The 15,662-nt window shown below is 36.5% G+C and carries 11 protein-coding genes; 1 reads left to right on the forward strand and 10 read right to left on the reverse strand.

The features are described from left to right. Positions 1 to 94: 94 nt before the first annotated feature. The 5 genes from NSS74_RS18300 to NSS74_RS18320 form a co-directional block, all read right to left on the reverse strand. Positions 95 to 2,461 carry a DUF6359 domain-containing protein gene (locus NSS74_RS18300; protein ID WP_002140743.1) on the reverse strand — a complete coding sequence of 789 codons (2,367 nt, stop codon included), beginning with the start codon at positions 2,459 to 2,461 and terminating at the stop codon, positions 95 to 97. A 217-nt stretch (positions 2,462 to 2,678) separates the two neighbouring features. Then, the gene (hemY, locus tag NSS74_RS18305; RefSeq protein WP_002140742.1) at positions 2,679 to 4,100 is read right to left on the reverse strand and encodes a protoporphyrinogen oxidase; all 1,422 of its coding nucleotides are present in this window, start codon (positions 4,098 to 4,100) and stop codon (positions 2,679 to 2,681) included. A gap of 19 nt (positions 4,101 to 4,119) precedes the next feature. Next, on the reverse strand, positions 4,120 to 5,055 hold the full coding sequence (gene hemH, locus NSS74_RS18310; RefSeq protein ID WP_002140741.1) for a ferrochelatase: 936 nt from the start codon (positions 5,053 to 5,055) through the stop codon (positions 4,120 to 4,122). Positions 5,056 to 5,069: 14 nt separating this feature from the next. After that, positions 5,070 to 6,116, reverse strand: a complete 1,047-nt coding sequence (gene hemE, locus NSS74_RS18315; RefSeq protein WP_002140740.1) for a uroporphyrinogen decarboxylase — start codon at positions 6,114 to 6,116, stop codon at positions 5,070 to 5,072. Between the two features lie 189 nt (positions 6,117 to 6,305). Next, entirely contained in the window at positions 6,306 to 8,423 is a 2,118-nt protein-coding gene (locus NSS74_RS18320) for a transglycosylase domain-containing protein (RefSeq protein WP_002140738.1), read from the reverse strand. A gap of 127 nt (positions 8,424 to 8,550) precedes the next feature. Between NSS74_RS18320 and hmoB the strand changes: the two genes are divergently transcribed. After that, the gene (gene hmoB / locus NSS74_RS18325) at positions 8,551 to 9,054 is read left to right on the forward strand and encodes a heme-degrading monooxygenase HmoB (RefSeq protein WP_000644084.1); all 504 of its coding nucleotides are present in this window, start codon (positions 8,551 to 8,553) and stop codon (positions 9,052 to 9,054) included. A gap of 99 nt (positions 9,055 to 9,153) precedes the next feature. Here hmoB and NSS74_RS18330 read toward each other — a convergent pair whose 3' ends face one another. The 5 genes from NSS74_RS18330 to NSS74_RS18350 form a co-directional block, all read right to left on the reverse strand. Next, positions 9,154 to 10,569 carry a PH domain-containing protein gene (locus NSS74_RS18330; protein WP_002140737.1) on the reverse strand — a complete coding sequence of 472 codons (1,416 nt, stop codon included), beginning with the start codon at positions 10,567 to 10,569 and terminating at the stop codon, positions 9,154 to 9,156. Further along, positions 10,562 to 11,038, reverse strand: coding sequence for a PH domain-containing protein (locus tag NSS74_RS18335; RefSeq protein ID WP_002140736.1), 477 nt, complete (start codon positions 11,036 to 11,038; stop codon positions 10,562 to 10,564). Before NSS74_RS18335 ends, NSS74_RS18330 begins: the two co-directional genes overlap by 8 nt. Positions 11,039 to 11,230: 192 nt before the next feature. Further along, positions 11,231 to 11,905, reverse strand: a complete 675-nt coding sequence (locus NSS74_RS18340) for a hypothetical protein (RefSeq protein ID WP_002030261.1) — start codon at positions 11,903 to 11,905, stop codon at positions 11,231 to 11,233. A 249-nt stretch (positions 11,906 to 12,154) separates the two neighbouring features. Next, positions 12,155 to 13,150: a hypothetical protein gene (locus tag NSS74_RS18345; RefSeq protein ID WP_002140735.1), complete on the reverse strand. Its 996-nt coding sequence runs from the start codon at positions 13,148 to 13,150 to the stop codon at positions 12,155 to 12,157. Between the two features lie 664 nt (positions 13,151 to 13,814). Beyond that, positions 13,815 to 15,407, reverse strand: coding sequence for an S-layer homology domain-containing protein (locus NSS74_RS18350; RefSeq protein WP_002140734.1), 1,593 nt, complete (start codon positions 15,405 to 15,407; stop codon positions 13,815 to 13,817). Positions 15,408 to 15,662: the final 255 nt, after the last annotated feature.

Genomic DNA, 15,662 nt, shown 5'->3' on the forward strand with positions numbered 1-15,662 from the left:
ATTAAAGAATGAATATTCAATCTAATTTATCATAAGAATTCCTAATAATGTAAAAGAACGCTTAGTATATTTCTAAGCGTTCTTTCTCGACTATTTAAGAAGCCTTCTTCAAATCAATTTGAACAAGTACTGGATCGTGGTCACTTACACGTCCATGTTCTTTCATAATGTTTGAGTTTAAGTGTACAGGGTCTACAATTGTGTGCGGTGCGATGTTGTTTGTTACTAAAATATGATCTAGCACTTGTGCGTTACCTTCATGAATATACGTGTAGCGGTTCTCTTTCGGCACTGTGTTTAACATATCTTTTAATATCGTTCCCTCTAGTGCTTCTAAAGGTTTAGAGAATTCAAAGTCATTCATATCACCTAATACAACAACTGGTGCATTTGTATTCTTTTCTTGAATACCTTGTACGAAATGATTCACTTCTTGTGCTAATTGAACTCGTTTTTCTTCACTCTTTAATACGAGCGGCTGCACTTTTCCAAATGGCGTTGCATCTCCTAGTTTTGAGTTTAAGTGATTTGAAATGACAACAACGTTTTGTCCTTGGAATGTAAATTCTGCCGCTAACGGTTTACGTGTACTTTCAAATAAAGGATTTTCGTCTCCAATACGAACTACATTTTTATCTAGTAACTTCGGTACTGTCGCTAATTTCACGCGTGATGGGTTATAGAAGAAACCGACGCGAATATTCGCTCCAGGTGCCCCGCCGTCTTGATTGTTGTTCGGCGCAATTTCTACATACTCATACTTCGGTCCACGAATTTCTAATACAGCATCAATGATACGTTTTGCGCTTAAAGATGCATCAGTCGTACCGTCATTGATTGCTCCATTATTATCTTGCATCTCTTGTACACCGATAATATCAGGCATTTTTAAATTATATTTAATAGAATAAGCTAACGCTTTCACTTTTTCATCTGTTGTTTCTTTTTTGTTCGCTGAGAAGTTTTCAATGTTATATGTAGCAACTGTTAACTTATCAAGACGCGGCTGAATATTTGCCCCTACTTGCTTAAATCCGCCGTCCACTACAGATGGTAATTCCGTTACTGGCGAAATGCGGAACGAACCGTAGTCATATCCTACTACGCCTGTTATATCTCCAGTGAACGTATCGCCTACTTTCGCGACATAATCACGAGGTACTTTTACAGAAAGGCGCTCTGGATTTAATTGCTCTTTATCTAATAAAGGTGTACCATACTTCGTTACTACTTTATCTCCGCCATTTTTTACTGTTACATATAAATTACCGTTTTTCTGCGGAGCGATAATTTTTGGTGTTGGCATCGTAACGCGCATACCTTCTACACTTTCATAAAAGTCGATTGCATCTTCATTTGGATCAAATAGACCGAATGCATCATTATCGATAATTTGATCAGGGATTTTCACACCGTTTTCTCCTAATACAATCGGCGCTGGTAAAGGTTGCTCTTTTGCGATTACAGCAACGCGACTCGCCTTAATTTCCGTCGTCGTTAAGTCTGTTTCAAATCGCTCTGCATATCCAGGTCCAACATATTCTTCTACTTCTCCATCAACTTGGACAAGATCTCCTACTGCTACATTCGCATCTTTTTTGTATACGTAAATACCTTCAGAAGTAGCTGGATCATTATCCGGCTGATTATCTTCTACATAAAAACCATTTTTATCAAGTGCTGTGACAACGCCTTCCACATTGTTTACTTTCTTCCCATTGTAAGGAGAAATATGTGACTTCCCTTGAATATCATGAATACGAACTGGTTCATTTGTTACGATAATAAATGAAAATGTCGAAACTGCTGAAGAAGTAAGCCCTTCTTTTTCAGCGATTGCTTTCACTACACTATTTTCATTCACTACAATTCGTCCGTTATAACGAACACTTTTATTTGTAGGATTAGAGCCATCTAACGTATAGTAGATTGTTGCTCCTTCTGTATTCGTTGTTAATGTTACTGCTGTTCCTTTTGCAACTTCCCCACCATTTGGTGATGCCACTACATCGCTAACGCGGTTTTGTTCTTCTCCTTGAAACTTATGAGCTGTTACTGATTTTAAACCTGGGCTACCGAAATATAACTCAAGCGTCCCTGTCAACCTAACTTTCTTCCCGATATTTTCAGGATGGTCTTTCACATTTACTGCCGATCTCACATCGCCTTTTGGCAATTGAACAGGCATGATTTTGTCTGGATTCGTTTCGTTTGGCGAATCGGCAATTGCCACGTTTGTGTCGTCAAACTTAGCCGGATCTTTCGTGTATTTAGAAGGACTTTGCGTATACCCAACGATATATCCTTCCACTATCCCCTTCGTTTTCCCTTGCTGCTTAAATACTTGAATTGCTTTTTCTACTGACATAGAAGTAGTTTCTTCCGCCTGCGCTAAAGTTCCAGTAAATGAAAGCAATAACATCAATGATAAAAAGACACTTAATAATTTCTTCACAGCCATTTCCCTCTCCCTATTTCATATTTTCTCAACATTTCTATCATATCAAATGATTCGTTATAAAGAACTATATTTCGACAAGTTTTACACAAAATTTATTTAATTTACAAGTTTTCAACCTATAATACAAAATAACTTATATAGCTTTATTGACTAAAGGTATTTTATCCAATAAACAAAACGCCTTCAATATAATTGAAGGCGTTTTGTTTGAAATATTTTAATGTGCGACTAATTTAGTCTCCATTACTTTCTCTAAATGAAATAACACACGTTTCGCCGCTAACTCACCTTGCTCAATACAAGCTGGAAGACCAGAACCAGCGTAAGAACTACCTGCCAAATACACACCTGGCAATTCTTCCTCCATAAATGTTGTGAGCTTTTTCATTCGCTCTTTATGGCCTACTGTATATTGAGGCATCGCTTCTTTCCAGCGGCTTACAATTGTAAACTCTGGATCCTCTGTAATATCCATTGTCTTTTGTAAGTCTTCGAGTACGAGCTGTACAATTTCTTCGTCAGTTTGTTCAACAATCGCTTCATCACCTGGGCGTCCGACGTAACAGCGAAGAAGCGTTTTTCCTTCTGGCGTTGTATGTGGCCATTTTTTATGTGTCCACGTACACGCTGTAATTGTATAATCACTATTTCTTGATACGACAAATCCGGTACCATCAATATCACGCTGAATTGCAGACTTTGGGAAAGCAAGTGCCACGTTTGCAACTGATGTAGACGGAATGTTACGGAAGAAACGAAACTGCTTATACTGCGCAAACATAGATGGCAATACTTTATGCGGCGTCGCAACTACAATCGCGTCTACTTCCATTTCTTTTCCGTTACTAAGCGTAATCGTATAACTATCACCAAGTTTTGCAACCTTTTCGATACGAGTTCCCTTCATTACCATATCCTTAGGAATCTTCGCTTCAAGAGATTCTACTATAGATTCTAAACCGGTTTTCACAGTTTTAAATATTCCTTTTTTCAATTCAGCCTTCTCTTGCTTTGGAGCGAGCGTACGCATACCGAGTGAAATACTACGGTGCTCCTGTTCAATTTGATAAATTTGAGGGAATGTTGACATTAAACTCATTTCATCAATATCCCCTGCATAAATACCAGATAATAATGGCTCAATTAAATTTTCAACGACTTCATTTCCAAGGCGATGCCTGAAAAACTGCCCGAGTGATTGATCAGAAACTGGTTTTGATCTAGGCATTAATAAGTCAAAACCAGCTCTTAGTTTACCAATTGGGGAGAACAATCCGGAAAATAGAAACGGCGTAATTTGCGTTGGAATTCCCATCATTGAACCGCTCGGCATTTTATGTAACCGATTGTTTACGAGAACGAACGATTGACCAGCCTTATTATTTACAAGTTCAGCATCAAGTCCTAATTCTTTCACTAATTTAGCTGCGCTCTCTTTTCTTGCTAAGAAAGAATCAGGACCGCGTTCAATTGTAAATCCATCTTTTTGAACGGTTTGAATTTTCCCGCCAAGTTTACCAGACGCTTCTATAAGCAATGCATCTATCGGCAAGTTTTTTTCACGAATTTCTTTTTGTAAGTTATACATTGTTGTCAATCCTGTGATGCCACCGCCGATGATCACAACTTTTTTCCTCAAGTAAGCTCCCCCTTTCTACTTACATTACAGATTCTTTTTTCTTTAATACAACATCTGCTAAACAGTCGATAAATGCGTCCGATGCGTTTGGCATTTCTGGACGATAATATTTCGCGCCAATTTCATCCGTTACCACTTTACACTCAAAGTCATTGTCATATAAAACTTCTAAATGTTCCGCAACAAATCCAACTGGTGCATATACGAATGAATTGTAGCCGTACTTTTCATTTAATTCTCTCGTTAAATCTTGTACATCTGGACCAATCCAAGGATCTGGTGTATTTCCGGCACTTTGCCAGCCAACTGCATAATTTGCTACTTCAGCACCACGTGCAATATAGTCAGCTGTTTCGTTTAATTGATCCGGGTATGGATCGCCGAGTGCGATAATTTTTTCTGGTAAGCTATGTGCAGATACGATTAACACTGCTTTTTCACGTTCTGCTTCTGACATACCGTTATATATACCTTTCACTGCATCGACCCAATACTGAATAAATTTCGGTTCTTTATACCAGCTATCGATGCCGTGAATTGTTAAGTTTCCAAGTTTTCCTGCTTCTTCTTGCGCTCGTCCTACATACGACTTCACGCTAAAAGTAGAATAGTGAGGGGCAAGAACGAGTGCAATTGCATCTTCTATTCCATCTTTATGCATAGCTTGTACTGCATCTTCAATGAACGGTTCAATATGTTTTAAACCAAGATACATGTGGTACTCTACTTCATCTTGCATTTCATTTAAACGCGTTTCTAACTTTTTAGCTTGCTCTAATGTAATAGTAGCTAAAGGAGAAATACCACCAATTGCACGGTAACGCCCTGTTAAATCTTCTAGCATTTCAGGACTTGGCTTTCTTCCTCTGCGAATATGTGTATAGTAACGTTCAATATCTTCTTCTTTATATGGCGTTCCGTATGCCATTACAAGCAAACCAATTTTCTTTTTCATACAGACAATCTCCTTTACTTCGCTAACTGTTCTTTAGAGTACTCATGAATAAATGTAGTTAAGCGTTTTAATGTATCTGGATTTACTTCTGGGAATACGCCGTGACCTAAGTTAAAGATATAACCTGGCTGCTTCATCCCTTGATCTAAAATACCTTTTACATGTTCTTCAATAACAGGCCAAGGTGCTAATAAGAATGAAGGATCCATATTTCCTTGTACCGCCTTGTGAACACCACGTGCGCGTGCTTCTTCAATCGGTAAGCGCCAATCTAAACCTACTACATCAAGCGGTAAGTCGTGCCATTCATTCACTAAATGTGCAGCACCTACGCCGTGCATAATCATTGGAACACCCATCGGGCGAACTTCTGCAAAAATACGCTCCATCGCTGGTTTAATAAATATACGGTAATCCGCTACATTTACTGCTCCAACCCAAGAATCGAAAATTTGAACCGCTTTTACTCCTGCGTTAATTTGCGCTTTTAAATATGTAATAACCATATCTGCAAGCTTATCCATTAAAGCGAACCAAGCTTTCGGCTCTGCATACATAAACGCTTTCGTATTATGATAGTTACGAGAAGGACCGCCTTCAATCATATAGCTCGCTAACGTAAATGGAGCTCCTGAAAAACCGATTAACGGTACATCTAACATTTCTGTCGTTAATAAACGAATTGTATCTAGTATGTAAGGTACGTCATCTTCTGGATTGATTTCCCCTAATTTTTCTACATCTTGTAAAGAACGGATTGGACTATCGATAACTGGACCAATGCCAGATTTAATTTCCACATCAACACCAATTGCAGGTAGTGGTGACATAATATCTTTATAAAGAATTGCTGCGTCTACGTTATATTGATCAACTGGCAACTTTGTAACGTAAGCGCACAACTCTGGATTATGTGTAATTTCAAATAAAGAATATTTCTCTTTTATCTTTCTATATTCCGGCTGTGAACGACCTGCTTGACGCATATACCACGCTGGTACATACTCTGTACGTTCCCCCCTACATGCTTTTAAAAGTGTCTCATTTATAGTTCTTACCAAGACCCTAGCTCCCTTCCTTACCAATGCTTTTTCTTTAAATATGCTCTATTCCGATATTTATCTTTTTTTACTATACAGCTTGTAAAAACAAAATGCATAACATTATGTACGTTGTTCATTAAATTGACACAAACGTTCGTAAAAACGTTTACTATTTTCACAACATTCTTATTATAGCACAGAGAAAAACTACGGTTTAGCTACTTTTGACTTTTCTCCTTCACGGTTCGTTTGTGTGTTATATGGTACAACGTAAAAACTTGGTTTTGAGAATATATTAATAAACTTTTCCTCATATTTCCCTGTTCCTTTTGCCGTTCCAACGTGAGTATGAATTCCTTTTTCAACTTTATAAATCCGGTACATAATTCGCTCATCAGGAAGCGGCGTCCAGCTTAGTTTCATTGCAAATAAACCGAAAGGACTAAATGCTAGTTTTGCTTCCACGTTTTGAATCTTATCTAAACGAATTGGCAGTCCAATTGTTTCAACACCTTTTGGCCTATGAAAACTCGCTTTATCTTGTATATTTGCTTTCGTTAAAATCTTTTTAAATAACATCGTTGCAGATGCATTTCCATCTTGTAATTGATGCTCTTTATCGGTGCGGTCATAGCCAATCCAAACTGCACCTACTAAATTCGGTGTATATCCAACGAACCACATATCACGCGCACCATTGTCATCATTCGGCAGTGAAGTTGTGCCTGTTTTTCCAGCTAAAGCTCCATTATATACGCCAGCTTTCGCCGTACCTTCTTTCACAACTCCTTCAAGCATCTTTGTCATATACCATGCCGTTTGCTTCGAAAAGACTTTCGTTTCAGCTTTTGATGATTCTCCAATGACTGCTCCGTGTCTATTTAATACTTTATCGATAACGTGCGGTTCGATAATATTCCCGTTTGCTAAAAAAGATCGGTACATTTTGACAAGATCAAATGGAGACACACCATTTTTCAGCCCGCCAAGTGCTGTGCTTAAACCTGAGTCCGCAATATGAACATTCCCTTTCTCTAAATATTGCTTTCCCTCATCTACCCCTAATTCATTTAATAAAGATACAGCTGGCACATTTGCCGATTCTAATACCGCATCGTACATCGTCATCTCTTTCGTATACTCATGATTATAATTTCGAGGTTCATAACCTTCAAACGAACTTTTTTCATTCGTTAATAAAGAATATGGATTATATTTCTTCGTCTCAAGTGCAGGTCCATATACGATAAGCGGCTTTAAAACAGAACCAGGCTGCCGCTTTGCAAAAACGCGATTAAGCCCTCTCGGAACATACTCTCTTCCGCCAATCGCGGCTTTAATTCCGCCAGTCTGATTATCCATTAATAAAAATGCACCTTGCGCCCCGTTTTCTTTACCAGGGAAATTTCTCGCATCTTGAAACTGGTTATATGCTACCTTTTGAACTTTTTCATCCATCGGTACGACAAACGTATATCCTCCGCGCAGTACTTCTTGATGCGATAAACCATATAAACGCGCCGCTTCATCTATAACCATATCGATATACGGCATATATGCGAGTTCACGTTCATCTGAATTTTTATAAAGAGCGATTGTTTTCCCTTGGTAACGAACACTATCTTCCGCTGTTAAATAGCCTTGTTTATGCATAAGTGACAAAACAAGATCACGGCGCCCTTTACTCTTTTCTAGGGATAAGTACGGTGAATAGCCATTTGGTGCTTTCGGAAGCCCTGCAAGCATAGCTCCCTCTTCCACTGTTAAATCTTCTACATTTTTATTAAAATACAACTTTGCTGCCGCTTGGATACCATATGCCCCATGACCGAAATAAATATGGTTCATATACATTTCAAGAATTTGCTGCTTCGTATATTTTTGCTCTAATTGAAGAGAAATTGCGACCTCTTTCAATTTACGCGTAAATGTTTTTTCGCGAGTTAAAAAGACATTTTTAGCTAGTTGCTGCGTAATCGTACTACCGCCTTCTACCTTCTCTCCAGCTAACGCGTCTTTATAAAGCGCCCGAAATATAGAAGGGTAATCAATTCCTTGATGCTCATAAAAACGAGCATCTTCCACAGCAATAAATGCTTGCTGCACGTACTTTGGAATTTCTTCAATCGGCACGAGCTCTCTATTTTCTACATATAACTTCGTAATTTCTTTTCCTTTCTGGTCAACGATACGTGATGAAGAGTGGAAAACAAGCTGCTTTTCATCCATCATATAGCCACCAGTTAACACAATAAGTTTATAGAGTACAATCGCTACTACCAACGTTGCTACCCCGCCTAATAAAGTCCACTTTGCTTTCTTCATACATCGGCCTTCTTTCCAAATGATGGTACATTTATTATTTGAAAAAGAAGTATCTTTATGTATATAATCTTCGAAGTTTTTTAAGAGAATTGATATAATAGAGACAAACCATAAAGGGGGCATTAAAATGAAGGCTATTATTTCATACGAAACACCTCTAGAACAAGCACATTTCACTGCAAAAAATAACGAAAAAGATATGTTTTATAAAGAAAACACTGAAGAATCTGTAGAATCGGCACTTCAGTATGACGTATTAGACGCTGTTGGAGAATTTAAAGGACAACCTGGCTACATCGTTTGTAACAACATTTCTGTAACAGACGAAGGTCGCCCAGTATTTGAAAACCGTTTTAAAAACCGTGCTGGTCTAATCGAAAATGAGCCTGGCTTCCAAGCAATCCGTGTTCTTCGCCCATTAAGTAACGATACATATGTCATCTTAACGATGTGGGAAACTGAGCAAAACTTTAAAGACTGGACAGAATCACGTTCATTCGAAAACGCTCATAAAAAACGTCCTGCACAAGCAGAGGGACAAGCTCAGGCTCAGGCGCATCCACATGCAGAACAGCAAAAAAGTATTTTCTCTCGCCCGTCGTTCGTGACTACTTTTGATGTGTTAGTTTAATTTTCGGAGTTCGGAGTCGACGGTATGTGAAATTATATCGGCGATTTTTCGAATATATCGACTTATCGACAAATGACGACACACAAAAAGGAAACACCATTACACGGTGTTTCCTTTTTCTTTATACCAATTATATATGCGAAGCGCGTCTTCTTTTCTCATATGCTTCACTTTATAGCCATGCCCCGCTACTGATACGGCAGCTGTACATAACTCGTCTTTCTTTTGAAAATGCGACTGATTATATCCTACTACTTGAACATGCCTTCTTCGCATGATCCCTGTATATTTCGCGAGACCTCGGTGCACCATTACTAACTGATTGTCTCGTATCATATATCCACCACTTTTATATCTAGCGTATGCAAGTATTGTAAATACAATAAATAGCGGTATAAGAACGAACAACGCAGTATGTTGTTTAAAATATATACTCGCACCAGCGATTGGCACAGCGAGCACAGCACTTGTAATCCAGCCCATTATGACGTAACGGCGTAATGCAACCTTCGGTAAATGAACGATTTCCTCTTCTATTTCATATGGCAACTGTAAATAGGCAAGTAGCTGCTGTACATCTTTTTTCTTCATAAAAGGATGTAACATCACTTCATTCCCTGCCGCTTCTATACTTTGAATGACTTCCACTTCGACAGAGCAATAACCGAAAGGCTGGCGGAGAATTCCTTCTTTTACAGTAATCGCTTGAATGCGGTGTAATTTTAACACAAACTCTTTCTTATCAAATAACCCTTGAACGATACGAATTTCATTTCCGTTTCGCTCAATTTTAAAGTTCGCGTATTTTAATGCATAGCCGGCCGTAGAAATGACCCACGAAATTGCCATTAAAATCGCGGCCATAACGATTAATTCATATACACCGTTATCCATCACATACGCTTCCACTTTATTTATGAGCCATTCTGGAAGAAATTGATTAAACTCTGTGTAAATAAGAAGTAATCCAGAAAACACTAATCCGAATCTACCAGACGTAATGGAAGCTACTAAAATCTCTTTCATCGTTAACTGATAAATCGTCTTACTTTCTTCTGCCATGGGTACTTCTTCACTCGCAGCGCTTCTTTTTTTATTTAATAAGGCAATCAGTTCCTTCGCTTCATCTTCTTTAATACCAGCTAACATCACTTCCGGCTCACTACCGCCGCCCGCTACTTCTATATTTAATTTCGTAAGCCCAAGCATTTGATAAATGACATTAGAAGATGTACTAATGTTTTGCACACGGTCTTTATTTAAATAACTTTCCTTCTTTACAAAAACACCGTGTTTTATATGTAAAATATTATTTTCAACCCAGTACACTTTGAAATACCATTTTATAGCTGAGAAAATTGCCATAATAAATAATACAAACAAAAGAACAAGATGTAAGAAATACCAAGGTTTTACTTCACCATCTGAACGAAATAAAACAAGAAAAATAAAAGGCAACAAAGTCGCAATTCGAATACCTAACAATATCGTGATCGGATGTTGCCTCTTATACACCCTCATCACTCACTTTCGCAAGCTCTCCAATTTGTCTTTTCAGCTGTTCTGCTTCTTCTTTCGTTAAGCCTGGAATACTATGCGAAGTTGCCGCTGTTGAAATATGTAATTCTGCTAAATTATACTTTCTCATAATTGGTCCTTGCTCAATCGTTACGTGCTGCACACGAATCATCGGAATAAGTACGCGCTTCACAACGAACATTCCCTTTTGAATCTCAATCTCTTCTTCATTTAATCTGTAACTATAATATCGTTGACGTAAATTTGGAAAAACAAAATAGTCGAGTGGTACGTATATAACTGCTCCTGTCACTAACAATCCAAACAACCAGCCCCACCAGTTAAAGTTAATCATAAAAAAGAAATACGCAATTACGACTGCTAGTATAACTGCCGCCCCAATTAAAGCATGAATTCTCCACACTTTCAGCATATTAGAATGAATCTCCCTCTCTAACGGCTGCATCTCATCACTCCAATTATATGAATTTATTAATTATATATTAGTTGTTATATACAGTTTTGTAAAATTATAGTTTTTTACATTGTGTCGAGCATTTCTTTAAAATTCCCTTCATTAATCGAATACACATAAAGAAAGAAGAAGCAATAGCATCTCTTCTTTATACAAATCATTTCTTCTATAATAGCTTTATTATTAAATATAAATTTCTTCTTTCCAACTACTAGATTTTGATTTGACCACAATTAAATTTTCACTTTCCCATTTTAATGTGCCTAAAAATCTTGAATACACCATTTCGTTACCTACCTCTTCCACCAATAATTGATCGCGAATCTTTAAACCCTTTTCATCGTACACCTCACATCGTAGTTGGAAACCTTTAACACGATGAATTCCTTTTAATATCGCTATCTTCTTACGGCTTGGGCTTTTTTTAGGTGTCTTCCCTACTAAAAATATCCCTTCATAGTTTTGTTTCACAATTTCTCCCAAAGACTCTTCGACATACTCTCTAACAATAGATGGTGAGAGAGTAGAGTTTTCTTCAAGCCCGGGGATAACATATTGATGTACTAATTTACAAAACTCATTGTATTTCTCTTCAACTGAATCACGTGTTAAAAATCCCATAAAATCGTAAGGAACATATACACAAATTTCACCTAAGGCTCTATTCACTTTATATGAAATATCAGTGTTCTCATTAGCTAAACAATAGACAGTAACTTGCTCAATCTCTCCTAATCCCATTTCAAACTCGTTAATTTTCTTTGAGAAAATTAACTCAAAAATCCTAATTTCATGCACACGCAAATAATGTTTTTTAGGACGTTGTTTTTTCCAATCATAAAATTTTACTTCGAGCACTATAATTCACTCCTTTTAATAAAAAACACTATGAAAACAATGTAATCCTACAACATCATAGCCTCATACATTCATTATATTAAAAATAAAGCTAGTTTTTTATAATTTTTTTGATATAATTACTTACGGGAAAAGGGAAGACATTTATCTTCCCTTGTGTTTTTATTTGCATCTAGTACTTTTGCTAGATGCTTTTTTTTATGCTAAAAAGGTACCCTCAAATACTTTGAGGATACCTTTTTCATCAATTTAGTGCATTTCAACAATTGTACCATCTTCGAACACCTTGAATACTCCAGTAAATCCTGCTCCAGCTGCGCCTTCTATTTTATATGTCGTACGCACTCTAATTTGATAATATTTCTTTCCATTTTCTACTTGCGTATCCTCTAGCGTGTAATTATATTCTTCTTTATATTCATTTTTGATATATTCTTTAGCTTTCTCAAAAGTAAATGCATTTTGATTCTTTCCTGTCTCTACTTTTTGGTTCTTTTCTGTTACTACCTTCTGATTCTTTTCTGTCTCTGTTTTTTCGTTCTTTTCTGTCGCTACCTTTTGATTTTTTTCTATCTCTGTTTTTTGGTTCTTTTCTGTTACTGCCTTTTGATTTTTTTCTGTCTCTGCTTTTTGGTTCTTTTCTGTCGCTACCTTTTGACTCGTTACTGCATCATTTTTTTGTGCCTTCGCTGCTGTCGTTACACTCTTTGCAGTTTTTTCCTCTTCACCAATTTTAGTGATTAATCCTAAAGCCTTTTTATTATATTCTTCAAGGTTCTTGTTATCTTTTGTTTCTGAAACTACCTTATTTAACATCTCTTTCGCTTCTGCATAATTTTTCTTACTTATTAACTCTTCGCTTTTCACCAGTTGCTCTTCATACTTCTTTTTTTGTTCTAAGATCGCTATTAATGCTGTTCGTTCTTCCTTGGCTTGTTTTATAAGCGTATTATTTCCATTCTTCATGTTCTCTACTTTTCCAAATGACTTGATTGATTCTTCTACCTTTGTTTCTTCTTTTAACTTCACTGCTTCAATCATTACTTTCGTTTGTTCTACAAGCACTGTTGCATCTGAATCATCTTTTTTCTCATCTAATGCTCGTTCAAATGATGATAAAGCATTTTTATATTCTTTATTCGTTAACGCGGTCTTCCCTTCATCCATTGCTTTGTCAAAATCCCCATTACTACATCCAGCTAGCATTAAAAACGTAAGTCCAATTACCGTTAATAACTTTCTCATTTTCTCTCCCCCTATATATACCTAAAACAATAACATCATATGTATAAAAGTCTGTGTAGTAATTAGACTGAAAGTAAATATGTACTGTACATTTCATTTACTATCATTACTTAAAACTCCTAAATAGTTGGTAGTTGGTTTTCTTCTTCTTTTAAGACAGAAAGGAATTTTAATAAAGCCCTTACTCAGAATCTTTACTACACACACTCTTATACACATAGAAAAATCATTTTTCGTTTATAGTTTGCTATTTCTTCAGCTTTAAACATTCTCAGCTAATTGGAATACAAACTATAATCTGTAACATACCGAAAAGCAACAGAAAACAAACCGTAACAAAAGTCACGATTCGTAACTATCTTGTAACACAAATGTAACATAAGATTTTTAAACATACAATAGTTTTTTTACATTATTTTCCGACATCTATATTTTAAGCGTCAATAAGATACCAACCCTTAGTGTAAATACGGATTCTCCATAAAAGCATACAGGGGATCTTTCCTCATTGTCATCCAGTTGAAAAGTAAACAGTACTCTGGAACAAGAATTTCATACGCTAATAAAAAAAGCCTACTAATTAAAGTAGACTTAAAATAATGCCACCTTTTCGTGCAATTGGTTATCACGAAAAGATGACATGAAAATCTTTAAAGTTATCAAATTAATAGTTTGTCAGTTCATTTTCAGGAGTTTGAATAATAACAGGGTTTTTCCCTGAATCAATCCATCTTAAAATATCAATAACATTTTGTTTATCTACACCTGTACACCCTTCTGTCCATGAAGTAGAAACATGGAAGAAGATTGCGCTTCCTTTGTATGGTGTACGTGATTCAGTATTATAATTAATTACGAATCCATAATCATATGCTGGAATATACATATTTTCAGCTGATTTCCATCTACCTCTTACAGGCTTTTCCTGTAAAGTATTATAGTATGGAGATGTCGAATCATCTACCCAAACGTGATTTTGCGTTAAATTAATAAAGGGAAGTTTCGTACCAGGATTCCCTTGTCTACCGAAAGCTGCACCAATTGTGTATTTTCCTCTTGGCGAACTCATACCACTTTCACTCATCTCAACTGCAAAACCTTTTTTCCCAATATATCCACTTATATTCTTTCGCTCTCTCCATTTCCCATTTAAATTTTCAAATGTACGAACTTGAGCTTGATCCGTATTATAGCCTTTTGTTGTAACTAAAATAACCTGTTGATTATTTTGGATTGTTTTTAAGTTATCAATAACTGTTCGAGATTCATTCATATTCATCCATTGTAGACCTGAACCAGTTCTTATACGCAACCACGTACCTCTTTCTTCAACTACTGTTACCGTTTGCGATGTATATTTTACAAGTACATTCGCTGAGTCCGCTGGATAATCATATGTGAAAAAGTCTCTATTAATATGAATTCTTTTCTCGTTTAATAAGATCCATTTGAACCCTTGATATGTATGGATTTTAACCCAGCCATCTCCTCTTTCTTCATACACTGTGACAGTTTGCGGGGCACCTTCAAAAGCAATTCCTGAAGATAATGATGCATCGTGATAAGCAAAGAAATCTTTGGACATCTGAATTTGTTTACGCTTGAACTCTTTATCTTTTGAAGTGTCTGTTCGAGCGACTAAACTTACAGTTTCAGCACGAGTAATCGTTTGATCAGGCTTCCAATTATCATTACCATATCCACTTGAAATACCTAATTCAACCAAGATATTTACATATTTCTCGCTCCAATGCTCTTTTAAGTCGTTAAATATTGTTGGAGGATTCCCTGTCACTTTCTCTTGTAATTTGTATGCATTTACTAGCATAGAAGCCATGGCGCCTCGCGTTAACTTTCCAGTAGGGTTAAACTTCCCGTTCCCTTCTCCTTTAATAACACCCACTTTTTCTATAGCCGCAATATACGGAGCTGCCCAATGCTTTTTTGAGTCATCAAAAGTAGGCGCTGCTGATTGATCGACAGGAAGGTTCAATATTTTCGCCATCATTTTTGTGGCTGAGCCTCTATCTATCTCTAAATTTGGTGAAAACGTGCCATCAGGCATACCTGACAATACATTTTTATTTATAAGATAATCTACTGATGGCTTTACCCACCCCGGAACATCAGGGAAACTACTTGGAGCTGCTTGTGCTTCATTCTTAGTTACATTTTCCATTTCAGCTAAAGAACTTGAAGAAATAGAAAGAGATCCTACTGCAATCATACCTATCGTTGCTATTTTTATAAGCTTCATATTTATACATGTTCCCCTTTTCTTAATTAAACTAAATTGTAGTACCACGACCTTTTGTGATTCATTTCACAAAATCTATCGTAATCATAAATCGATAAATGTTAATTATAACCTTTTATCCTAAATATTCCAATAGATGATTTAAAAAGAAAGAATGTACTACCAGTTTACTGTTTACATTAGAAGCGAAAAAATAAAGCTAGTTTTTTATATACTTGATATAATTACATATAGGAAACGGAAGATTTTTATTTG

Source organism: Bacillus sp. FSL E2-8868, assembly GCF_038005505.1.
Lineage (GTDB): Bacteria > Bacillota > Bacilli > Bacillales > Bacillaceae_G > Bacillus_A > Bacillus_A mycoides.